Below are 22,056 nucleotides of genomic sequence, written 5' to 3' on the forward strand. Positions count from 1 at the left end.
GGCGGGGACGGGCCGGTGGCTACAGCTCCTTGGCGAACCAGTGCTCCGCGTACTGGTTGCGGTGGTGGAAGGCCGGGACCTCGCGGTAGCCGTGCTTGGCGTACAGCCCGCGCGCCTCGACGAGGTCGTTACGGGTGTCGAGCCGGATCTGCCGCACGCCCAGCGCCCGCGCCAGGCTCTCGACGGCTCCGAGCAGCCGCCCGCCGCCGCCCGTGCCGCGCGCCTCGGGGCGTACGTAGACCCGGGTCAGCTCCGCGATGCCCGCCTCCATCAGGATCAGCCCGGCGCAGGCCGCCGCAGCGCCTCCCAAGCGCCCGACGACGAACTCGCCGGCCGGCGGGGCGAGCAGCTCGGAGCCGTCGTCGGTGAGCCCGTCGGCGATCTCCTCCACCGTCGCGGGCCGGCCCCAGTAGCGGCTGGCCACCTCGTCGTAGTAGTCCCGGCGCAGCAGGGCGGCGTCGGGGGAGTCGAAGCGTTCGGGGGTCACGGTCCAGGTCATCGGGTCATTCTGGCGTGCACCCGACGGTGGGGAAAAACGATTTGCTGCCGGGAGGCGGACAGAGCGAGGACCCCCGTCCCGCGCTTCACCCCGCGTACGCATGTCCACTTCCCGGCCGCCCGGGCCCCCGCCCTCACCTCAGCGGTGAGGGCACGGTGACCGGCGGCGGCGGTGCCACCGGTCGCCTCCGCCGTGCCCGCAGCACCAGCAGCAGGGCCGCGACCACCACCCCCGCGCCGCCGAGCAGCGTCAGCACCCAGGCCGGGAAGCCGCCCACGGTCAGCAGCTCGTCCCGGTAGCGCGTGATCCGGTACGGGGTGTCCGCCGAGGCCGCCCGCAGCTCGTGGTCGCCGCCTATCAGCTCCGGGCGCGGGAACGTCTGGTCGATCGCCGTGACGAACACCGGCTTCCCGCCCGTCAGCGCACCCAGCGCCGGATACGCGCTCTGCTTCCGCCCGGGGTCGACCCGCCCGGCGTACGTCACCTCCGGCGGCCGCCCGCCGATCGCGCCGCGCGGCTCCATGCGGTGCGCCGCGAGCACGTACAGGCCCAGCGACTGCGGCGTAGCGGCGAGCCGCGACAGGCGCATCGGGTACACGAGGCGGTCGCTGGCGAAACGCAGCCGCAGTGGGTCGAGCGTGCCGCTCAGCGGGCGACCGGACTCGCGGGGAGCCAGGCGCACGGCCACGTACTCCCACTTCTGCTCGACGTAGGGGCGCAGCGCCGTCGCGAGCCGGTCCGGCAGCTCGAAACCGTTCTCCTTCAGCCAGCCCTCCAGCGCGGCGGGGTCGGTCGCCGCCAGGCGGGCGACGTCGAACGGGCCGAGCCGTTCGCGTCCCACGACCTCCACCGGGGCGGCGCCCGCGGGAGCGGCGGCGCCGTCCCCGGACCCGTCGCCCGAGCCGCCGAAGGGCCAGTCCTTCGCACGTGGCCAGAAGTAGTGCCGGGCGGTGGTCACCGGAGCCGTGAGGGTGTGGAGTTCGGAGAAGAGGGAAGCGTCACCGAGCTCGACCGTGGCCCGGTGCGGCACGGGCATGATCCAGGCGGCCGCCGGGGCGTCACCGCGCACCGTGAGCCGCACGACGATCTGCTCGGTGCTGCCGTCCCAGCCGACGACGGACGTCTCCCGGTCGACCGACACCTGGGCGTCGCGGTCCACGACCATCGCGCCGCAGCCGCACGCGTAGGCCGGAGCGATCAGCGATCCCAGCTGAGCCGCGAACACGAGCAGGACCAGGGACAGCGCGCGGAGCGCCCACCCGCCCGGCCGATTCCGCACCGCCGTATTTCTCCCCGCGTACCGCATGATCCGTGTTCCTCCCCGTGGTCACCGATCAGGGGCTCAGACGTGCGGGTGGCCCCGCCGGTTCCGGCCGCCCGGCCCGTCCGCACGGCCCGGCCGGGCATGCTTTCGGACAAAAGAGGGATGACAGTCAGGTGAAGAGGGGGTGATTGTGTCTACGTCATAGGGCAATGCGAAGGTTTCAGAGCATGCCGGGCGCAGATTCGGCACCGAACGTTGGGAGGGTCGGCGCAACGTGGCGAACGCGGAGCACAGTGTGCGCACAGACGCGGCGACGGGGGCGAGGACCGGGGCTGCCCGTGCCGTGCTCTGGTTGGTGGCGGCCGTACTGGCCGTGCGGCAGATGGCGGTGGTGCTCCGGCAGCCGCCAGGCGAACGGCTCACCGACCTGGAGACGTGGATCGGTGAGAACGGTGTGCTTCATGTGACGGGCTCGCTGTACGACACCGACCGGTTCACCGGCACCCCGTTCGCCGGCCTGGTGCTCAAGCCGCTCACCCGCACGGCCGAACAGAGCCTCGGCGTCGCCTGGACCTTCGGCTCGCTGCTCCTCGTCGCCGCCCTCGGCATCATCGCGGCCCGCGCCCTGCCCGCCCCTGTCAGCCGTCGCACGGCCCTGCTCGCCGCCCCCGTCGCCATCAGCCTGCTGATGCTCTCGCTGCCGGTACGCAACGCCCTCCACCTGGGCCAGACCAGCATCCTGCCGGTCCTCCTCGTCCTCGTCGGCTGTTTCGCGGTCCGCGGCGAACGGGCCTCCGGCGTCCTCATGGGGATCGCCGCCGCCCTCCAGCCGACCGTGCTGCTCTTCGCCGTCCTGCTCTGGCTGACCGGAAGACGCTCAGCCGCGCTGACCGGCGGCGCGGCCTTCGCCGGGTGCACGGCACTGGCCTGGGCCGCGATGCCGCACGACTCGTGGACGTACTGGGTGCACCACGTAGCGGGCGCCGGGCTCGGCGACCAGGCGGACAGCCTCGCCAACCAGTCGCTGCACGGTGCGCTGCTGCGCCTGGGCCTCGCGGGTCCGCTGGAGATCGCCCTCTTCCTCGCGCTGGCCGCGGCCGTCTGCTTCGTCGGACTGCGCCGCGCCGCCCGGTACGCGCGCGACGGCCAGCTGCTCCTGGCCGTGGCCGTGACCGGCTGCGTCTGTGTCGCCGTGGCGCCCACCGCCTGGCAGCACCAACTGCTCTGGATACTGCTCGCCGTTGTCGGCCGGGTCGGCAAGCGGGCCTCCGACCGGCTGGTGTGGCCGGCCGTCGTGATCCTCGTCGTCACGCTGCCGGGCAAGATGCTGCTGCCGAACATCGAGGCTATGTTCCCGGTCCGCGACAACGTGCTGCTGATCGCCGCCCTCGCGGCCGCGTGCGTCGCCCCGTTCGTCCCGCGCACCTCGCCGTACTGGCAGGAGCCGGTCCCCACCGACCACGCGTCCCCGGTCGCCGCCCGGTGGAGCAGGGTGCCGCTGCTGCCGTTCTGGCGGCGCGTGCTGAGCCGGCCCAACCTGCTGCTGGAACTCCTGCTGATCAGGGTCGTCTACTCCGCGTACCAGCAGGTCAGGCTGGCCGCGACGGCAGGCCGCGCCACCGCGGAGCACCACGGGCGGCAGATCCACTCGATCGAACAGTGGCTGCACATCGACATCGAGCACTGGGCCAACCACGCGGTGGTGGAAGTCGGCTGGCTGCGGGACTTCTTCGACTACTACTACTCGACGTTCCACTTCATCGTGCCGCTGGCCATCCTGGGTGTGCTGTACGTACGCCGCCCCGCGGACTACCGCTGGGTCCGCAGCTCCATCGGCTTCGCCACGCTGCTGGCGCTGGTCGGCTTCTGGCTCTACCCGCTGGCCCCGCCGCGGCTCATGCCGGGGCTCGGCTTCATCGACACGGTCCACGGCGTCCAGGACTTCGCCAAGCCCGACTACGGCACGCTGACCGGGGTGACCAACCAGTACGCCGCGATGCCCTCGCTGCACTTCGGCTGGTCCCTGTGGTGCGGTGTGGTGATCGTGATGCTCGCCCCGAAGATCTGGATGAAGGCGCTGGGGCTGCTCCACCCGCTGTTCACGGTCTCGGCGATCGTCGCGACGGGCAACCACTGGGTGCTCGACGCGGTGGGCGGGGCAGCGGTGGTGGCCCTCGGCTTCGGCCTCACGTACGCGCTCTGCGGGCCGCGCGGGCTGCGGGAGCCGGGAGACGAGGAGCCGCAGGACGGGATCAGAACGACGACGCTGTCGACACCGCCCGTCGGGCGCGTCACCGAGAGCGCCTGACGGCGGCGCGGGGCCGCCGACGGCCGAAGGGGTGCCGGGCGGCAGAGACCTCCCGGCACCCCTTCGGCATGTGGATCGTCGCCCACCCAGCATCCGCCCGCCGGCCGGTCCCCGCCACTCCAACAGGTCAGCGGGACGATCCCAGCACCCAGGCGGCGAACGAGAGCGTGCCCATCGACACCACCGTGGAGACGACCACGCTGTTGCGGGCCAGGCCGGTGTCCATGCCGTACTCACGGGCGTAGAGGTACGCGTTCTGGGCCGTCGGCAGCGCCGAGCAGAGCACCACGGCCAGCACCTGGTGATCGGGCAGCCGCAGGAGCGGACCGGCGACGAGGAAGGCGACCAGGGGCTGGACCAGCGTCTTGAGCGCCACCGCGACCCCGACCTCCGTACGCCCCGTGACCCGGCCGGTTCCGTCGCCCGCGACCAGGCGCCCCCGGCCGGCCGGGCCGCCGTACAGGGACAGGCCCAGCGTGATCAGCGCCGTCGGCACGGCCGCCGCCCCGAGGACGTCACACGCGTGGGTGACGGCCGTCGGCAGCCGCCACCCGGCCGCGGAGACGGCCACTCCGAGCAGCGAGGCCATGATGATCGGATTGCGCACCGGCATGGTGAGCGCCCGCCGCAGCCCGCCGGCGGCCGGCCCGCGATGAGTGCCCGAGTCCAGCAGGGTCAGGACCACGGGCGAGACCAGCAGCACCTGGAACAGGATGACCTGCGCGACGAACGAGGCGTCGCCGAGCACGTGCACCGCCACCGGGATGCCCAGATTGGCGGAGTTGACGTAGCCGGACGCCATGCCGCTGATCGCCGCCTCGGCCCTCTTGCGGCCGAAGAACCTTCGCCCCACCGCGTACCCCAGCGCGGACACCAGCGCCGTGCCCGCGGCGAACGCCACCATCGACGGATGGGCGAAGGCGGCCGGCCGCGACCCCGACACCATCGTGAACAGGGCGGCGGGCATGGCCACATGGAAGACGAACCGGCCGAGCACCGACTCCGCCTGCTCCCCGAGGAGTCCGGTGCGGCCGGCCGCGTAACCGATGCCGGTCAGGATCCAGATGGGGGCGAAACCGGAGAGCAGGGCGTGCATGGCCGCCATGATCCTCGTAGCCCTGTCCGGCATCCGGACGGGGGTACGAGGACAGGGTTCAGGCGTTCGTCGTGCTCACCTGCAACTGCTTGATCCCGTTGAGCCACGCCGACCGCAGCCGTCGCGGGTCGCCGGTCAGCCGGAGGTCCGGCAGGACGTCCGCGATCGCGTTGAAGATCAGGTTGATCTCCATCACGGCCAGGGACTTGCCCAGGCAGAAGTGCGGGCCGCCGCCGCCGAAACCGAGGTGGGGATTCGGGTCGCGGGAGATGTCGAACCGCTCCGGCTGCTCGAAGACCTCGGGGTCGTTGTTGGCCGAGGAGTAGAAAAGACCGACCCGGTCGCCCTTCTTGATCTGCTGCCCGCCCAGTTCGACGTCCTCGGTGGCGGTCCGCTGGAAGGAGACCACGGGCGTCGCCCAGCGCACGACCTCCTCGGCCGTGGTCTCCGGCCGCTCGCGCTTGTAGAGCTCCCACTGCTCGGGGTGGGTCAGGAAGGCGTGCATGCCGTGGCTGATCGCGTTGCGCGTGGTCTCGTTTCCGGCCACGGCGAGCAGGATCACGAAGAAGCCGAACTCGTCGGAGGAGAGGTTGCCCTCGCCCTCGGCGGCGACCAGTTGGGAGACGATGTCCTTGGCCGGGCACTCCTTGCGCGCCGCCGCGAGGTTCATCGAGTAGGAGACGATCTCCATGGCCGCCTCGGCGCCGATCTCCTCGGTGATCGCGTACTCCGGATCGTCGTACGCGGCCATCTTGTTCGACCAGTCGAAGATCCGCGCCCGGTCTTCCTGCGGTACGCCGATGAGCTCGGCGATGGCCTGGAGCGGCAGCTCCACGGCGATGTTGGTGACGAAGTCGAACGAGCCGTCGTCGTCGGCGCCGGCGAGTGCCGTCTCGACGATCGAGCGCGCCCGGTTGCGCAGCGTCTCCTCCAGGGAGCGGATGGCGCGGGGGGTGAAGCCGCGCTGGACGATCTGGCGGACCCGGGTGTGCTCGGGCGGGTCCATGTTCAGCATGATCAGCTTCTGTACGTCGATCTGGTCCCGGCTGATGGACTCGTTGAAGCGGATCACCGCGGTGTTGGTGTTCGACGAGAACAGCTCGGGATGCGTCGAGACGTACTTGACGTCCGTGTGCCGGGTGACGACCCAGTAGCCCGCGTCGTCGAAGCCGGAGATGCCGGTGGGCTGGGTGCACCACCAGACCGGCGCCGTCTCCCGCATGAGGGCGAACTCCGGGTGCGGGACGCGGGCGTGGAGCAGGTCGGGGTCGGTGAAATCGAACCCTTCGGGCAGATGGGGGCAGGACATCGGCAGCTCCAGGTCGAGAACTCCAGGTCGGTCCGAGAGCCGTCGGGACGTGGTCCGCAGATTGTCTGACGACCCATCAGAAGCTGCCCGCAAGGTAGTAACGAGTTCTACAACTGACAAGGGGCATGGCCTGATCTGTTGCGTGAAGCCTTCGCGGAGACCCGGCCGGTTTGTGGTGGGTGTGGACCGTGTAGGCAGGGCAAGGTGCGTGCAAGACCCTTGCGTACCGCGGGTAAGCCTCACCAGACTGCTGCGTAACTAGAACGCGTACTAGTTGCTTCCGCGGGCGCCGGGACGCCTCTGCGGAAGTGTGAGGAGAGGACGAGCTCATGGCCGCGGAACCCGTCATCGTCGAAGCCGTACGCACTCCCATCGGCAAGCGCCAGGGCGCGCTCGCCAATCTGCACCCCGCCTATCTGCTGGGTGAGACCTACCGTGAACTCCTCGGCCGGACTGGCATCCACGCCGACTGCGTCGAACAGATCGTCGGCGGCACCGTCACCCACGCCGGCGAACAGTCCATGAACCCCGCGCGCAACGCCTGGCTGACCGTGGGACTTCCGTACGAGACCGCCGCGACGACCGTGGACTGCCAGTGCGGCTCCTCGCAGCAGGCCTCCCACATGGTCGCCAACATGGTCGCGGCCGGGGTGATCGACGTCGGCATCAGCTGCGGCGTCGAGGCCATGTCGCGCGTACCGCTGGGCAGCGGATCCAAGCACGGGCCGGGCAAGCCGTGGCCCGACGAGTGGAACGTCGACCTGCCCAACCAGTTCGAGGCCGCCGAACGCATCGCCCGCAAACGCGGCCTCACCCGTGAGGACGTCGACGCGCTCGGCCTCCTCTCGCAGGAACGGGCGGCCGTCGCCTGGGCCGAGGAGCGCTACAAACGGGAGACGTACGCGGTCCAGGTGCCCACCACCGAGGCCGAACAGGCCGCAGGCCAGGGCATGTGGCGGCTCGTCGACCATGACGAGGGGCTGCGCGACACCACGATGGAAGGGCTCGCCCGCCTCAAGCCCGTGATGCCCACCGCCGTCCACACCGCGGGCAACTCCTCGCAGATATCCGACGGCGCCTGCGCGATCATGTGGGCGTCCAAGCGGATGGCGCGGGCCCTCAAGCTCAAGCCGCGGGCCCGGATCGTCGCCCAGGCACTGGTCGGCTCCGACCCCCACTTCCACCTCGACGGCCCCATCGACGCGACCCGTGCGGTGCTCGGCAAGGCCGGGATGTCGCTCAAGGACATCGACCTCGTCGAGATCAACGAGGCCTTCGCGTCCGTCGTGCTGAGCTGGGCGCAGGTCTTCGACCAGGACCTCTCGAAGGTCAACGTCAACGGCGGCGCGATCGCTCTCGGCCACCCGGTCGGTGCCACCGGGGCCCGGCTGATCACCACGGCTCTGCACGAACTCGAGCGGAGCGACAAGGAGTTCGCGCTGATCACCATGTGCGCGGGCGGCGCGCTCGCGACCGGCACGATCATCCAGCGGCTGTAGGGGCCCCCCTCCCCGGGGGTGGGGGTCGCGACGGCGGCCCCCACCGCTCCGGTCAGCCCGTCAGCGACCAGCCGCTGAAGTCGGCCCGGCCGCGCCGGCCGGACCCGCCGTTCGCCGCCGTCATGAAGAACCCGACGTCCTGGACGGCCGCCGCGCCCGGCACCGTCGCCGCGCCCAGGGTCTGCCAGGTGGTCCCGCCGTCCGTCGAGCAGGACGCCGCGTACGCGCCGCCGGCCCGCGTCAGCCGGAGCAGCACCGGCCCGGTGACGCCGGGCAGCGAGAGCCGCTTCTCCAGGGTGCCGTCACCGTTGGCGTCGTACGACAGCACGACCCCGTTGGCCGGGGTCAGGGCCAGATTCAAAAACCCCCTGGACCCGGCCGTCGCCATCGTGTTGCGGACGACGATCCCGGCCCGGGCCCAATTGCCGGTGTTCTCCTGGGAGTCCACGCTCACGGTGGCGCTCCCACCGTCCGCGAAGGCCGCTGCCCGGTACGCCGTCCCGAACTGGGCCGTCGACCCCCACAGGTCGTTGCCCGCCCCGTCGATGGCGAAGCGCCCGCCGGCCTGGCCGAACGAGGCGTCGTTCGCGTTGTGCGTCAGCCAGCCCGCGCCGAGCGGCCCCGCCACATGGATCCGCCCCCGCACCACCGCCGTGACCGGCAGCTCCCCGCTGGGCCCGTACTCCGTCCGCAGCTCGAACGGGTGCGGCTCCAGCGGCTCCTTCAACCCGGCCTGCGGGGCGGTGACCCGCCAGCTCACCCCGGCGCTGCCGCCCGCCGCCACACCGGAGAGCTCGACCGGCCCCAGCGCCTTGCTCTCCAGGCCGGGCAGACTCAGGGCGAAGCGGACGGGCCCTGTCTCGCGCAGCCCGTTGACGTTGCGGAAGCCGGCCTCGATGACCGCCGAACCGCCGGGCGGGAGGGTGGCGCGGTCGGCCGCGACGGTGACCGTGCCCTGGTAGGGGGCGGTCGACAGCGTCTCGTACACCCGGAGCGCGGTGCGGTGCACGGCGCTCGCGCTCAGCTCGCGCAGGGGGTACGCCTTGCGCTCCCGCGTCCACGGCTCCTCGACGGCGTACCAGTCGAAGGTCCGGGGCGCCCGGTCGTGGGCGAGCGCGTCCGCCAGCTCGTCCAGATAGCTCTGCCATTGCGGCAGATGGAAGTCGCCGATCAGCCCCTGCCAGTCACGGTTGGCGTAGTTGGCCAGCCTTCCCCCGTCGGCGGTCGGCCGGTCCGCCCAGGTGGTGATCAACGCGCGGGCGGCGTGCTCGAGTTGACCGGCCTCGTCGGGCGATGAGGCGTACCGGCGCGCCTCGTCCAGCCACGGGCCGAGCATGAACGCCCGGTGCCCGCCCGTCATTTCCTCGCTCAGCCGCATCAGTCTCAGCCACAGTGCCGACAGTGCGTCGAACGTGCCCCGGTCCTTGCGCTCGTACGCGGCGCGCAACTGCGGCAGCAACTGCCGGGAGCGGTTGGCGAGCGCCTGGCGGGCGAAGTCGGTCAGATCGAAGCGGTACGCCTCCGAGCGGCGCAACGGCTCCCGTACCCCCAGCAGCCCGGCGAGGGTCAGATCGAAGCCCGCCGAGTCGAACGAGAGCTGCGTGGTGCCCCAGTAGGTGGCGTTGACCGCCGCGAGGTCGGGGCGGGCCGCGAACAGCGAGTCGTGCGGGCGGCCGTCGCTGCTCTGCACGTCGTACGCGGTCTCACGCAGCGCGGCGAAGGCCGCCGTGGCCCGCCGGTCCCGGCCGCCGTACCGGAATCGCGCGTACCGTGCGAACCAGGCGGCCCGGTCGACGGGCTCCTCGCGCCAGGCCAGTTCGGTGAACAGCTCGAAGGCGGCCGGGTCGCGGTCGGAGGACTCCGGCAGGTAGGCGGTCCCGGTCAGGGTGCTGCCAGGCTTGTCGCGCCAGGCCGGGAACTTCTGCGTCCACGCCGGAGCCATCGCACCCAGCGTGGTCCGGCCGCCGAAGTTCGGGATCGCGCCGAACGCGTACGGGGTGTTCCCCCACTCCTGCTCGCGGTCCGTCGCCTCGTCCAGCTCCGAGCGGCCGTCCACGATCAGGACACGCGTCCTGTCGAGCGCGTCCAGCAGCTCCCGCCGGGGATTGCCGGTCCAGCCCATGATCACCCAGGTGGCGCCGGGACGGGCGGTCTGCAGCGCGCGCTCGATGCCACGCGCCGCCTCGGGAATGTCCACCCCGCCCGCGCTGCCGCCCTCGTGCAGGATGTCCATCTTGTACGCGGGCGCTTCGTCGAACAGCACCCGCTGGTGCCGGTAGAAGGACGCGGCGACCCGGGCGAAGGTGTCGGTGCGCGGGTCCAGCCAGTCCGGGCGCCGGAATCCGGACCACTGGCCCTGCGGGATCACCGAGGCCCCGGGGTTGCGGTCGGCGAACTCGCCCGGGACCGTACCGAAGTAACCCGGCATGACCGGGGCCATGCCGAGCTCGCGCATCCGGTCGGCGGCCCGCCGGCCCAGCGAGGCCCGCCGGGCGATGAGTTCCGGGGTGACCGGGCCCCCGTACCCGCTCATGTTCTGCAGCAGCCACCACGGCTGATGGGTCGGTGCCGGGATCCAGGCCCTGGCCTCCGCGTTGCTGTAGCCGAACTCCTGGAGCATGCCGTGGTACACGGCTTCCTGACCGGCGGTCAGGAACACCTCGTTGCAACCGTGCAGGGCCAGCACGTCGATGGTCCGCTCCCAGCGGGCCCAGTCCGCGTACGGGGCGGTGTAGCCGTCGTACGTGTCGTTGAAGACGAACCGGTGCGGGACCGTCGCCGCGCGCTCCAGCGGCCCGGCGGGCGCGGGCAGCACGGCCGGGAGGTCCAGCTGGCTGCCGCTCCAGGAGATCACCGCGTCGCACACGTACTTCAGGTACCAGTGCGCGCCCGTCAGGAGCACCGCCGGGCTGGTCCCGGCGACCTCTACGTGACCGCGCGAACCACTGACCCGGAAACGCTCGCCGCCGTCCGCCGGATCGAGCAGAGTGAGCCGGAACTGGTCGGCGTGCCCGCCCAGCAGCCGTCCGAGCGCCGCCTGCGCTGCCGCGGTGCCCCCGGCCGCGCGGCCCCGCCCGGCCACCGCCGGGATCTGCGTGCCGAGGGCGGCGGTCACGCCCACCGATCCGGCCGAGGTCAGTAGCGTACGTCTCGACAGCTGTGTCACGAGCACTCCTTGGGCGTCGCCGCGGATGGTGCGTCAGATGTGAACCGGATTCTGCGGGGCGCACGTTAACGGGGGGACGCGGACGCGACAACGGGCCCGCACATCTTTCGGACAGGCGGCCGGATGGCCCAGCGGGGGGCAGATGCACGAAGACCCCCGACCGCAGTGCGGTCGGGGGTCTTCGTCGCTACCGGTTCGAGTCCGGGTGGGCTCAGTACCAGTTGTGGGCCTGCCAGAACGACCAGGCGCCACAGGGGCTGCCGTAACGGGAGTTCATGTAGTCCATGCCCCACTTGATCTGGGTGCCGGGGTTGGTCTGCCAGTCGGAGCCGGCGGACGCCATCTTCGAGCCGGGCAGCGCCTGGACCAGGCCGTAGGCACCGGAGGAGGCGTTGGTCGCGCTCGGGTTCCAGCCGCTCTCGTGGCTGACGATGTTGCTGAAGCACTGGAACTGCGCGTCGTCACCGATCATCTGCTTCGCCGTGTCCTGAGCGCTCGCGGCGGCGGACGTCGGCGCGGCGGAGGTGGCCGCCATGGCCGGGGAGACGCCCAGAGCCACTCCGGAGGCGCCCAGCAGCACTGCTGCACCGGCGACGGCGGACTTACGACGGGCGAGGATGTTACGGGCGAACGACACAGGGAACCTAACGTCGGGTACGGGGGAGTCGCGTGCTCCGGTCCGAATCCTGCGTGGACCGTTGCGCGTTGACCGCGGTCCGATCCGTGGACGCTGCGGTGCTCGGCGACGTCTCCAGTGTTAGCCGCGGCGTTCAACCACCGCAACGACCCCGGGTACGACCCCGCCTCGCACCCGGGGCCGAAGGTCCCGAACCGCCTCAAAACACTTCATAGCAGGTCGCGTGGGGTGGGGCAGGGGCCTGCGGAGGCCGTGCCCGGCTCCTAACCCGCTTCGTACAGGACCAAGGTCCTGTGGGTGCCCTCACTCGCCGGGAGCCCCGAATGTGACCTGGGCCTCGAAGGCCGCACGCCGGGTGGCCCGGCGCAGCGCCTTCAGCAGGGCGGTGCCCGCAGTCAGCGTCAGTACGACGGTGAGCACCGCCCGGCCCAGGTCCCAGCCGAGCGAGGTGGCCGCGCAGTACGCGAGGAACCGCACCAGGTTGTCGCCCAGCGGGTCCCCGGGCCAAAAGGAGATGCCCGAGCCGAGCCCCGGCACGATCGTCCACCCGTAGAGGTTCATGACCGTCCCGTACGCGAACGAGGCCACCGCCCCGTACCCGGCGAGCATCAGCAGCTCGGCGCGCCCGCGCAGCCGGTCCGGGCCCGGCAGCAGCCCGGCGCCCATCGCGAACCAGCCCATCGCCAGCATCTGGAACGGCATCCACGGGCCGACCCCGCCGGTCAGCAGCGCGGACGCGAACATCGTCACCGAGCCCAGCACGAAGCCGAAGCCCGGCCCGAGCACCCGCCCGCTCAGCACCATCAGGAAGAACATCGGCTCCAGACCGGCCGTCCCCGCCCCCAGCGGGCGCAGCGCGGCCCCGACCGCGGCCAGCACCCCCAGCATCGCGACGGCCTTCGCGTCGAGCCCGGCGTCCGCGATCATCGCGACCACCACCCCGACCAGCAGCGGAAGCAGCGCCGCGAACAGCCACGGCGCGTCCTGCGCGTGCGCGAGCCCGGAGTCCGGCCCGGCCAGCAGCGGCCAGCCGAAGGCGGCCACCCCGATCGCGCTGATCAGCACCAGCGCGGCGACGGCCCGCGGCCCGAGCCGCACCGCCCGCGCCCGCCGCTCCCTCGTCCCGGTCACCCGGCACCTCCCAGCGCCTCGCGCACCTGTGACACGGTGAGCCACTCCTGCGGGGCGAGGATCTTGGCGGTCTGCGGGGCGAAGGCGGGCGAGGACACCACGACCCGCGGGGTCGGCCCGTCCGCGACGACCTCCCCGTCGGCGAGGATCACCACCCGGTGGGCCAGCTCGGCGGCCAGCTCCACATCGTGCGTGGCCAGCACGATCGCATGGCCGTCGGCCGCCAGCGTGCGCAGCACCCCGACGAGCCGGGCCTTCGCCGCGTAGTCCAGCCCGCGCGTCGGCTCGTCCAGGAGCAGCAGCGGGGGCCGGGCGGTGAGCACGAGGGCGAGCGCCAGGGCGAGCCGCTGCCCCTCGGACAGATCACGGGGGTGCGTGGCGTCCGCGACCCCGGGCAGCAGCTCGGAGACCAGCGCCCGGCAGCTGCCCGGGGCGGCACCCGCGTCGGCGTCGGCCGCCGCGCACTCGGCGGCGACGGTGTCCGCGTACAGCAGATCGCGCGGCTCCTGCGGTACGAGGCCGACGCGGCGCACCATCTCGTGCGGCGGGGTCCGGTGCGGGGTGCGGCCGCCGACGAGCACGGTGCCGGAGGTGGGCTCGACCATGCCGACGAGGGCGGAGAGCAGGGTGGACTTGCCCGCGCCGTTGCGTCCCATCAGGGCGACGGTCTCGCCGGGGGCGACGGTGAGCGTCACCCGGCGCAGCGCCTCGACTCTTCCGCGCCGCACCGCGAGGCGTTCGACGCGGGTGGTGGCGTCGGTGACGGGTTCCTCGTGCCGCTCCTGCGGGGCGCGGCCGAACAGCCGGGCCAGGGCTGACGGCCGGGGGGCGGGGCGGGGCGGCGGGGACAGAAGCTTCTGGGTCCGGGCACCGCCGACCAGCCCCGGCTCCACGCCCGCCAGCCTCTCCCGCATCCCCGACGCCCGGCGCCGGGCATCGCGGACCGACAGCGGCAGCGGATCCCAGCCGGCCAGCCGGCCCAGCGCCACGACCGGCGGATGCACCGGTGAGACGGCCATCACCTCGGCGGGCGGGCCCATCAGCGGGGCGGCGCCCGGCGACGGCAGCAGGACGACCTGGTCCGCGTACTGCACCACGCGCTCCAGCCGGTGCTCCGCCATCAGGACCGTCGTCCCCAGGTCGTGGACGAGCCGTTGCAGCACCGCGAGCACCTCCTCGGCCGCCGCGGGGTCCAGCGCGGACGTCGGCTCGTCCAGCACCAGGACGCGGGGGTGCGGGGTCAGGACGGAGCCGATCGCGACCCGCTGCTGCTGGCCCCCGGACAGGGTGGCGATCGGCCGGTCGCGCAGCCCGGCCAGACCCAGCAGGTCCAGGGTCTCCTCGACCCGCCGCCGCATCACGTCGGGGGCGAGGCCCAGCGACTCCATGCCGTACGCCAGCTCGTCCTCGACCGTGTCCGTCACGAAGTGGGAGAGCGGGTCCTGGCCCACGGTGCCGACCAGATCGGCGAGCTCACGGGGCTTGTGCGTGCGGGTGTCCCGCCCGTCGACGGTGACGCGCCCGGTCAGCCGGCCGCCGGTGAAATGCGGCACGAGCCCCGACACCGCACCCAGCAAAGTCGACTTGCCGACCCCGGACGGACCGACGAGCAGCACCAGCTCACCCTCGGGAACGGTCAGGTCGACGCCCGACAGGGTAGGGCGGTCCACGCCCTCGTACTGCACCGAAACATCATCGAACCGGATCACGCCTGCTCCTCGAGGCCTGTGGGGGAAGGCGGGACGGGCGAACCAGTGGGGGAGGGCGGCACGGGCGCGACCACCGCCGGCAGTAGCCCGAGCAGCACAGCGGCGGCCGGCCACAACGGCAGCACGGGCGCGGTCAGCGGTACGACACCGGGGTGCAGCGCCGCCGGATCCGCGCCGCCCGCCCAGATCATCGCCACCGCGACCGCCGCACCGGACCCCGCGACCAGCCACGCCCGCGCACCCCACCGGTCGGGCCGGTAGCGGGTCCGCACCGAGCGCGCCCCGCCGAGCCGCAGCCCGGCCATCGCGGCGACGAGCCCGGCGATCAACAGCGGCAGCCCGTACACCGCGCCCTGCGCGGCGAGCAGCCCGTACGTCCCGGCGCAGACGCCCAGCAGCCCGCCGAGCGTGAGGACGTTCGTGGTGTGCCGGACCGCGGCCGGGACGTGTGCGGTGCGGCCGTAGCCGCGCGCGTCCATCGAGGCCGCCACCGCCACCGACCGCTCCAGCGCGCCCTCCAGGACCGGCAGCCCGATCTGGAGGACGGCCCGCACCCCGCCGGCCGGCCGGCCGCGCAGCCGGCGGGCGGTGCGCAGCCGCATCACGTCGGCGACCATGTTCGGGGCGAACGTCATCGCGACGACGACGGCCACCCCGGCCTCGTACAGCGCACCGGGCAGCGACTTCAGCAGCCGGGCCGGATTGGCGAGGGAGTTCGCCGCGCCGACACAGATCAGCAGCGCGGCCAGCTTCGCCCCGTCGTACAGCGCGAACAGCAACTGCTCGGCTGTCACCCGGCCCCCGACGCGGACGCCCTTCGCCCACTCCGGCAGCGGCACCTCGGGCAGCGTGAACACGACATGCGTACCGGGAATCGGGGAGCCGAGGAAGACGGAGAAGAGCAGCCGCACGCCGATGACGAACAGCCCGATCTTGATGAACGCCCCGTAGGACCGGGCCCACGGCGCGTCCGTGCGGCGCGCGGCCACGACGTACCCCGCCACGCCGACCAGCAGCCCGAGCAGCAGCGGGTTGGTCGTCCGGGACGCGGCGGTGGCGAGCCCGAGCGCCCACAGCCACCAGGCCCCGGCGGGCAGCGCGTTGCTCCGGGAGGCGGCCGGGGCGCGCCAGGCACGGATCCGGTCCGCGGAAGCGTCCGTACGGCCGGGCGTCGCGGCGGTCATCCGCGGCGGCGGCGGGCCTGCGCGACGGCGGCGATGCCGAGGAGGAGGACGGCGGCGACCCCGACGAGGACACCGGCGGACGGCCCGCCCCCGTCCGAACCGTCCCCGCCTGCGGCGACGCCCGACGAAGTGGGCGCGGAGGCGTCGGCGGTCCTGCCGGCATCCGCGTCCCCGTTCCCCGCCACCTGTTCGCCGCAGCCGGAGGCCGGATAGCCGGAGATCGCGCAGAGCAGCGCGTCACTGCCGTAACGCAGCGGCTTGGCCACCGAGGCGAGGGCGTCCGCGCTGCTCGCGTCCTTGGGGACCCGCGCGCACGCGGTCCGCAGCGCGGGCGGCGTCGCCCCGTCCGGGGCGTCGGCGGCCGTACCGGGATCGATGACGAGCGCGACCCGCTTGGAGCCGTCCTCGGCAGGCGTGTGCGCGCAGATCCCCGCGAAGTCGGGGGAGCGGCGCGGCTTGGCCGCGTCCTGCGAGTCCGCGCTCACGGCGAACCGGAAGCCCTGCACCGAACCGTCCTCCGGCCGGACCAGGGACGGCCCCTGGGTGGCATACGCCCACCCGCTGCCGGAGCCCTCCCAGAACGACCAGTAGCGGTAGCCGGCAGCCTGGGCCGTGCCCGTACCGAGCACGGCCAGGACCGCGCCCAGGACCGCCAGCAGCACGGCGGCCCGCCCGGCGCGGCGCCTCACGGGCTGCCGGGCGGCCACGCCCTGGCGCGCACTCACAGCTGCTGGCTCTTGCGGCGGCCGCTGATCAGGAATCCGGCGCCGGCGCCGACCGCGAGGCCGATCCCGACGAACCACCAGACACCGCCGATGCCGTCCCCGTCGCCACTGTCCTTCTGCTCCTCCTCGGTGGCGCTCGCGGTCGGCTTCTTGTCGGTGGAGGGCGCGGGCCCGGTCGCGTTCAGCTGGGCGACGAGGTCGGCGCCGCCGAAGTCGTGGACGTCCGTGTCGGTGGAGTGGGCGGCCATGACGAGCTGCGCGTAGGCGGCGGGGCCGTTCTCCTTCGCCCAGGCCGCGGAGTTCTCCGCCAGCCACTTCACGGACGCGGCGGCCTTGTCCTTGTGACCGGACGCGGACAGGGCGACCACGGCGTCGGCGGTGTTGCCGAAGTCGGGCTGCGGGGTGCTGTCCTCGGCACCGGGCATCGGCGGCGAGTCGAGGTGGCCGGTCTTCGCGAGGGCCCCGGCGAGGTAGTAGGCGCCGTTCTGGGCGGCCTGCTCCGGCTTGAGCGCACTGCCCTCGGTGCAGGCGGGGTCCTTCACCGCGGCGTTGTTGCCGACGACGAGCCCCTTGCCGAGCGAGCCGAGCACGGCGGCCGCGGTGGCGTCGCCGTTGGCGACGAGCTTGCCGGCCTTGTCGGGCTGGTACGCGAACGCGCCGCCGTCCTTGCCGCCGCACGGGATGGCGAAGGTGAGCAGGGCGTCGTACGGCGTCCTGCCGGCGTCGTTCGTCACGTCCCCGAGCTTCTCGCCGGCCCGGGCGAGGGCGCCGATCACGATCGAGGTCGAGTTCGCGTCACTCGGGCCGCCGGCGGTGTAACCCCAGCCGCCGTCCTTGTTCTGTACGGACTTCAGCCACGCGACGCCGTTGCGCACGAGTTCCTCGTGCCCCCGGACCTCGTGCAGCGCCTGCACCGCGGCCGCCGTCGCATTGGTGTCGATCATGGTCTTGGCGTCACAGGGCACGGAGGGGTCCGGCCGGTACGCGGGGAACGCCCCGCTGTCGCACTGCTGCCCGATCAGCCAGTCGACGGCCTTGGCGGCGGGCGAGACGCCCACGGCCCGCTGCGAGACGAAGGCCAGCGACTGCCGCCACACCCCGTCGTACGTGGGGTCCTTCGTGCCGTAAAGGCCCGAGGGCAGGGCCACGGACGGCGAGGGGGAGGGGGACGGCGCGGCAACCGCGGCCGGGGTCGCGGCCGCACAGAGCACGGTGGCGGTGGCGGCGAGCGCGGCTGCGCTGCGGCGTACGGTCATGGCGGGCGGTGCCTCTCCTGGAGGAACCGGGCACAGGCACACACAGGCACCAGGCTCCGGCTCCGTATACCTCGACGGTTGCCGGCCACCGGGGATCCCGACGGCGCGAGCCGGTCACGCCACGCACAGGGCATTCCGGCTTCCGCCCGGTGAGGGCGGTCACGGCTGCGGGTCAGCGCCGGATTTCCACCGGCTTCCCCCTGAACGGGCATGATGACGACGCGTTCACTCTACCGGGCGCGTTCCGGGGCTCTCATTCGGCTCGGACCGCGTCAGCGCGAGGCCCCCGGTGCTGCGGCCCGGGGCGCCGAGCAGGGCGCCGGCGCCGGCGTCCGCTCGGGGAACGGGACGATCGCCGGCTCGGGGTCCTGGCCGAGGAAGAGGCGGCGTACGACGCGTTCCGCGGCGTGGCCGTCGTCGTACGGGCAGAAGCGCTCCCGGAAGGCGCTCCGCAGCGCCGTGGCCTCGGGGCCGCACCAGCGGCCGCTGCGGAAGATGTCGATGAGCTCGTCCTCCGTCGTCGCGACCGCCCCGGGGGTGTCGCCCGGCCGGCCGGAGAGGAGGTCGAACGTGACGCCGCGGACCTGGTTGTAGACCTTCCGGTCGGCCGCGTCGATGACGATGGGGCGGTCCAGGTTGGCGTAGTCGAAGGTGAGCGACGAGTAGTCCGAGATGAGCGCGTCCGCCGCCAGGCAGAGGTCCTCGACCGACGGGTGGCCGGACACGTCGATGATGCCGCTCCGCCCCGCGAGGTCGCTCAGCCGCGTGGTCCGCCCGTCGAGGGGGTGGGGCCGGACCAGCAGGACGAAGTCGTCGCCCAGGGCCTCGGCCACGCGGGCCACGTCGAAGGTGGGCGTCCAGTCCTTCCGGTAGTCGCGGTAGGTCGGCGCGTACAGCAGGGCGGTCCTGCCCTCGGGGATGCCGAGCCGCTCCCGGATGGCCGCGACGTCGTCCGCACCGGCGGTGTAGAAGCGGTCGTTGCGGGGGTAGCCCACGTCGAGGGACTCGAACCTGCCCGGGTACACGCGCGCCCACTGCTCCGTGGAGTGCTGGTTGGAGGAGAGGCTGAGGTCCCAGCGGCTCACCTGCTCCAGCAGGCGGTCGAAGCTCATGGTCCGGGCGGCGGGGTACGCCTTCAGGTCAATGCCCATGCGCTTGAGCGGGGTGCCGTGGTGCGTCTGCAGGTGGACCTGGCCCGGGCGCTTGCCGATGCCGTCCGGGAAGCCGTCGTTGCTCACGAAGTACGTGGCGCGCGCCGTGACCTCCCCATGGCGGCGCGAGCCGGGCACCACGTGGTCGACGCCTGCGGGCACCTGTCCGGCGAGCTCCTGGCGCACCACCCAGACGCCGTGCACGTGCGGTGCCAGCTCCTTGGCCTTCTCGTAGACGGCGGCCGGATTGCAGGACGGCAGCGAGTCCTCGTACGAGGTGTACACGGCGAGGTTCGGATCCAGGGCACGCCGGCGCTGGAGGGCGTGCAGATTGGCGGCCGCGTGCTTGCCGACCCTGCTGGTGGCTCCGAGGACCCTCGTCGGCGCCTTCCGCTTGACCCGGGCGGCGAACTCGGTCGTCCGATAGGCACGGAAGGACCGCTTGGCCAGGGCGCGCATGTGCACCCCGAGCGATCCGCCGGGCAGCGTGTAGCCGGCCGGGAGGTGCGCGGCGTAGAAGTCCGCGGTGCGGCCGAAGAACTCCTTGCGATCGGCGGGCCTGACCCGCTCGGGGCGCTTGAGCGTGAACAGCATGTGCTGCACGGCACGCTCGAACATCAGGGACCGGGACCAGGCCAGTTCGGGGCGTCCGTCGAGGAAGGTGAACAGGCCCTCGTACTGCGGGAAGATGTCGAAGTGCTTGCGGCCCGGCGTCTTCGTGATCGCACCGTGGCGGCGCTGGCGGTATTCGACGCCCACCCTGTTCAGGCAGCCGATGCGCTCGGCCGCGACCATCGCCATCTGGCTGACCGGCGCGTCCTCGTACAGTCCGGGCGCGTACTGGAAGCCCTGCTCCAGGAAGAACGCGCGGCGGAACGCCTTGTTCCAGGCGACCAGGAACAGATGGACGTACTCGGGCCGGTCCTGGAGGCGGAAGACATCCGTGCCCGCCCGTTCGAACAGTTCCGTGGACTGGCTGGGGCCGCCCTTGCCGTGCCAGTACGTCCGTATGTGGTCGAAGGCGAGGATGTCCAGGTCCCCGACCGCGTCGAGCCGGCCGGCCATCGCCTGCAGCAGACCGGGGGTGTAGCTGTCGTCACTGTCGAGGAAGAGGACGTAGTCCCCCGTCGCGCGTTCCAGTCCGGCGTTGCGCGCCCGGCCCAGGCCCACGTTCTCCGGCAGGTGCACGGCCTGGACGCGTGCGTCGCGGGCGGCGTACTCGTCGATGATCGCCCCGCAGGAGTCCGGTGAGCAGTCGTCGACGGCGATCACCTCGATGTCCCGGAACGACTGACCGAGGACGGAGTCCAGGCACTCGTGGAGGTATCCCTGCACCTTGAACACGGGGATGACGACACTGAAACGAGGCATGGGGGAAAACTCCAGAGGACGGACAAACAGAGAGGCCGAACAGGAAGACTACCGATCCCGGCGACGTGCCGGGTGTGCGCTTCCCCCGTGACCGGAGTGATCTGTTCCGAGCGGACCGTGATCCTCCGGGGGTGCCGGCGACGCGGCGCGGGCAGCGGTGGCGGAGCGCCACCGGGAGTCTAATCATTCCGGTTTGTCCTGAGAGTCCGGTACCTATAGATTCCGGCCGTGCCGTCCGTAAAGACTGATCGCCGGTGGGTCCTCGCAGTGCACGGAGCGTGGAGGGACGGCAGGCTGTGGCCGTGGTGCCTGGCGGCCGTCGCCGCGGTCTGCGGCTACGGCGTGGCCACCGTCTTCCACCCCGGATACCTGAGCGCGGACAGCAACACGCAGCTGGGGCAGGCGCTGGGGGACGAGCCGGTCAACGACTGGCATCCGCCGGTGATGGCGCTCGCGTGGCGGGTCCTCATCGCGGTCACGGGGAACTTCTCGGTCATGGCCGCCGTCCAGGCCGCCGTGCTGTGGGGGACGCTGTGGGTCCTCGCCCGGCTGGTGTGGACGAAGACGCGCAGCCGCGGACTGTCCCTCGCCGTCCTGGCCGTCGGCCTCGCGCCGCACATCATGAACCTCACGGGAGTGGTGTGGAAGGACGTGCACCTGGCGTACGCGCTCCTCGCGGTCCTCGCGATCGCCCTCACCGTGCGGGAGCTGCCGCAGGACCGGGTCAGGACACGCTGGGCGCTGCTCGTCACGGGTGTGCTGTTCCTCACGTACGCCGCCCTCGTGCGCAAGAACGGCATCCCCGCCGCCGTCCCGGTCTTCGCCCTGCTGGTCCTCGCGGCATGGCCCGTCCCCGGCCGGCGCCGCTGGCAGGCCGCCACCGCCGTCTTCGTCGCCGTCGTGCTCGCCGGTGGCGCCGGGGTCTCCGCGGCGACCCATCCGCTGTCCACCAAGGTGTACGCGGTGATCCCGGTGGACGACCTCGTACACGTCCTCACCCCGGACCAGGTGCGCGCCGCCGCCGAACAGGCGGGCGCGAGCGCGGACCTGCGGGACGGGCTGGTCGCCGCCGCAGTCACCTGCCAGAAGCGGCACCTCGCCTCCGACGCGTACCTCCAGTGCTTCCCGCAGCGCCGCCCGTTCGACGTGACGTATCTGGACCGGCGCGCCGACGTCATCGTCCGGATGTGGACGCAGCAGATGCCGAAGCACTGGAAGGGGTACGCCGAGTACCGGGCCAGGGTCTTCACCAAGCTGCTGTTCCGGAGCAACCAGACCTTCTGGAACGGCACCCGCGTCAACGCCGGAGCCCGGCTGCACCCGGAAGTGCGCGAGCAGCCGCTGAACGACACGCTGAGGTTCGCGCTGCAGAACTACGTGACCGGCTTCGCCCGCGACCTGCCGATGCTCTTCCAGGGCTGGTTCTGGCTGGCCGTCTCGCTGGTGCTCGTGCTGCGCCGCCGGTGGGCCGGCCCGTACAGCAGAGAACTGCGGCTGCTCGGGGCGAGCTCCCTGCTGTACATCCTCGCCTACCTGCCGACTGCGCCCGAGTCCAACTACCGTTACGTGTACTGGCCCGCGCTCTCCGGAACCGTCGCGCTCACGCTCGTCGCGACCGCCTTCGCGGCCCGTCGCCGCGCGGCGTCCGCGGGCGCGCCGGACGCCCGCCCCGCCGCGCTCCCGGCCGGCCGGGCCGAAGCCGCCCCGGCCGGATCACGGGAGGGCGCCGAAGCGGTCGGGTGAGCCGGGGC

At 72.7% G+C, this 22,056-nt stretch carries 15 protein-coding genes and 1 riboswitch; of the genes, 3 read left to right on the forward strand and 12 right to left on the reverse strand.

Annotated elements, in window-relative coordinates; genetic code table 11:
- Positions 1 to 19: 19 nt before the first annotated feature.
- Positions 20 to 499: a GNAT family N-acetyltransferase gene (locus tag ABTX18_RS06685; protein ID WP_352121635.1), complete on the reverse strand. Its 480-nt coding sequence runs from the start codon at positions 497 to 499 to the stop codon at positions 20 to 22.
- Between the two features lie 133 nt (positions 500 to 632).
- Positions 633 to 1,736: a DUF2330 domain-containing protein gene (locus ABTX18_RS06690; protein WP_503061109.1), complete on the reverse strand. Its 1,104-nt coding sequence runs from the start codon at positions 1,734 to 1,736 to the stop codon at positions 633 to 635.
- Positions 1,737 to 2,106: 370 nt separating this feature from the next.
- Between ABTX18_RS06690 and ABTX18_RS06695 the strand changes: the two genes are divergently transcribed.
- Complete coding sequence (locus ABTX18_RS06695) at positions 2,107 to 4,071, forward strand: bifunctional glycosyltransferase 87/phosphatase PAP2 family protein (protein WP_503061110.1); 1,965 nt, start codon at positions 2,107 to 2,109, stop codon at positions 4,069 to 4,071.
- Positions 4,072 to 4,198: 127 nt separating this feature from the next.
- On the opposite strand, the gene ABTX18_RS06700 is transcribed toward ABTX18_RS06695, so the two are convergent.
- Both ABTX18_RS06700 and ABTX18_RS06705 read right to left on the reverse strand, forming a co-directional pair.
- Complete coding sequence (locus ABTX18_RS06700; protein WP_352121638.1) at positions 4,199 to 5,200, reverse strand: AEC family transporter; 1,002 nt, start codon at positions 5,198 to 5,200, stop codon at positions 4,199 to 4,201.
- A 25-nt stretch (positions 5,201 to 5,225) separates the two neighbouring features.
- Positions 5,226 to 6,476 (reverse strand): cytochrome P450, encoded by a 1,251-nt coding sequence (locus tag ABTX18_RS06705; RefSeq protein ID WP_352121639.1) that lies wholly within the window; start codon positions 6,474 to 6,476, stop codon positions 5,226 to 5,228.
- Between the two features lie 329 nt (positions 6,477 to 6,805).
- Between ABTX18_RS06705 and ABTX18_RS06710 the strand changes: the two genes are divergently transcribed.
- Entirely contained in the window at positions 6,806 to 7,975 is a 1,170-nt protein-coding gene (locus tag ABTX18_RS06710) for a steroid 3-ketoacyl-CoA thiolase (protein WP_352121640.1), read from the forward strand.
- A gap of 52 nt (positions 7,976 to 8,027) precedes the next feature.
- Here ABTX18_RS06710 and ABTX18_RS06715 read toward each other — a convergent pair whose 3' ends face one another.
- The 8 genes from ABTX18_RS06715 to ABTX18_RS06750 all read right to left on the reverse strand — a co-directional run bounded on the left by ABTX18_RS06715 (position 8,028) and on the right by ABTX18_RS06750 (position 20,305).
- The gene (locus ABTX18_RS06715; protein WP_352121641.1) at positions 8,028 to 11,141 is read right to left on the reverse strand and encodes an alpha-N-acetylglucosaminidase; all 3,114 of its coding nucleotides are present in this window, start codon (positions 11,139 to 11,141) and stop codon (positions 8,028 to 8,030) included.
- Positions 11,142 to 11,352: 211 nt separating this feature from the next.
- Positions 11,353 to 11,778: an aggregation-promoting factor C-terminal-like domain-containing protein gene (locus ABTX18_RS06720; RefSeq protein ID WP_352121642.1), complete on the reverse strand. Its 426-nt coding sequence runs from the start codon at positions 11,776 to 11,778 to the stop codon at positions 11,353 to 11,355.
- A 303-nt stretch (positions 11,779 to 12,081) separates the two neighbouring features.
- On the reverse strand, positions 12,082 to 12,909 hold the full coding sequence (locus ABTX18_RS06725; RefSeq protein ID WP_352121643.1) for an ECF transporter S component: 828 nt from the start codon (positions 12,907 to 12,909) through the stop codon (positions 12,082 to 12,084).
- Positions 12,906 to 14,618 carry an ABC transporter ATP-binding protein gene (locus ABTX18_RS06730; protein ID WP_352121644.1) on the reverse strand — a complete coding sequence of 571 codons (1,713 nt, stop codon included), beginning with the start codon at positions 14,616 to 14,618 and terminating at the stop codon, positions 12,906 to 12,908. The genes ABTX18_RS06725 and ABTX18_RS06730 overlap by 4 nt, the downstream gene beginning before the upstream one ends.
- Positions 14,615 to 15,802, reverse strand: coding sequence for an energy-coupling factor transporter transmembrane component T (locus ABTX18_RS06735; RefSeq protein WP_352121645.1), 1,188 nt, complete (start codon positions 15,800 to 15,802; stop codon positions 14,615 to 14,617). Before ABTX18_RS06735 ends, ABTX18_RS06730 begins: the two co-directional genes overlap by 4 nt.
- Positions 15,799 to 16,527, reverse strand: a complete 729-nt coding sequence (locus tag ABTX18_RS06740) for an SCO2322 family protein (RefSeq protein ID WP_352121646.1) — start codon at positions 16,525 to 16,527, stop codon at positions 15,799 to 15,801. Before ABTX18_RS06740 ends, ABTX18_RS06735 begins: the two co-directional genes overlap by 4 nt.
- On the reverse strand, positions 16,524 to 17,783 hold the full coding sequence (locus tag ABTX18_RS06745) for an SCO2321 family membrane protein (protein WP_352121647.1): 1,260 nt from the start codon (positions 17,781 to 17,783) through the stop codon (positions 16,524 to 16,526). Before ABTX18_RS06745 ends, ABTX18_RS06740 begins: the two co-directional genes overlap by 4 nt.
- Positions 17,784 to 17,891: 108 nt before the next feature.
- Positions 17,892 to 18,040: riboswitch (cobalamin riboswitch) on the reverse strand.
- 15 nt (positions 18,041 to 18,055) lie between these two features.
- Complete coding sequence (locus tag ABTX18_RS06750) at positions 18,056 to 20,305, reverse strand: bifunctional glycosyltransferase/CDP-glycerol:glycerophosphate glycerophosphotransferase (RefSeq protein ID WP_352121648.1); 2,250 nt, start codon at positions 20,303 to 20,305, stop codon at positions 18,056 to 18,058.
- A 228-nt stretch (positions 20,306 to 20,533) separates the two neighbouring features.
- On the opposite strand from ABTX18_RS06750, the gene ABTX18_RS06755 reads away from it, so the two are divergent.
- On the forward strand, positions 20,534 to 22,048 hold the full coding sequence (locus tag ABTX18_RS06755; RefSeq protein WP_352121649.1) for a hypothetical protein: 1,515 nt from the start codon (positions 20,534 to 20,536) through the stop codon (positions 22,046 to 22,048).
- Positions 22,049 to 22,056 lie beyond the last annotated feature (8 nt).

This window comes from Streptomyces sp. NPDC096323, assembly GCF_040302845.1.
Taxonomy (GTDB): Bacteria; Actinomycetota; Actinomycetes; order Streptomycetales; family Streptomycetaceae; genus Streptomyces.

Excerpts from the sequence above, each read along its gene's own strand:
- ABTX18_RS06735 (WP_352121645.1), bottom strand. The coding sequence starts at position 15,802 with ATGACCGCCGCGACGCCCGGCCGTACGGACGCTTCCGCGGACCGGATC.
- ABTX18_RS06750 (WP_352121648.1), bottom strand. The coding sequence starts at position 20,305 with ATGCCTCGTTTCAGTGTCGTCATCCCCGTGTTCAAGGTGCAGGGATAC.
- ABTX18_RS06710 (WP_352121640.1), top strand. The coding sequence starts at position 6,806 with ATGGCCGCGGAACCCGTCATCGTCGAAGCCGTACGCACTCCCATCGGC.
- ABTX18_RS06685 (WP_352121635.1), bottom strand. The coding sequence starts at position 499 with ATGACCTGGACCGTGACCCCCGAACGCTTCGACTCCCCCGACGCCGCC.
- ABTX18_RS06700 (WP_352121638.1), bottom strand. The coding sequence starts at position 5,200 with ATGCCGGACAGGGCTACGAGGATCATGGCGGCCATGCACGCCCTGCTC.
- ABTX18_RS06745 (WP_352121647.1), bottom strand. The coding sequence starts at position 17,783 with ATGACCGTACGCCGCAGCGCAGCCGCGCTCGCCGCCACCGCCACCGTG.
- ABTX18_RS06705 (WP_352121639.1), bottom strand. The coding sequence starts at position 6,476 with ATGTCCTGCCCCCATCTGCCCGAAGGGTTCGATTTCACCGACCCCGAC.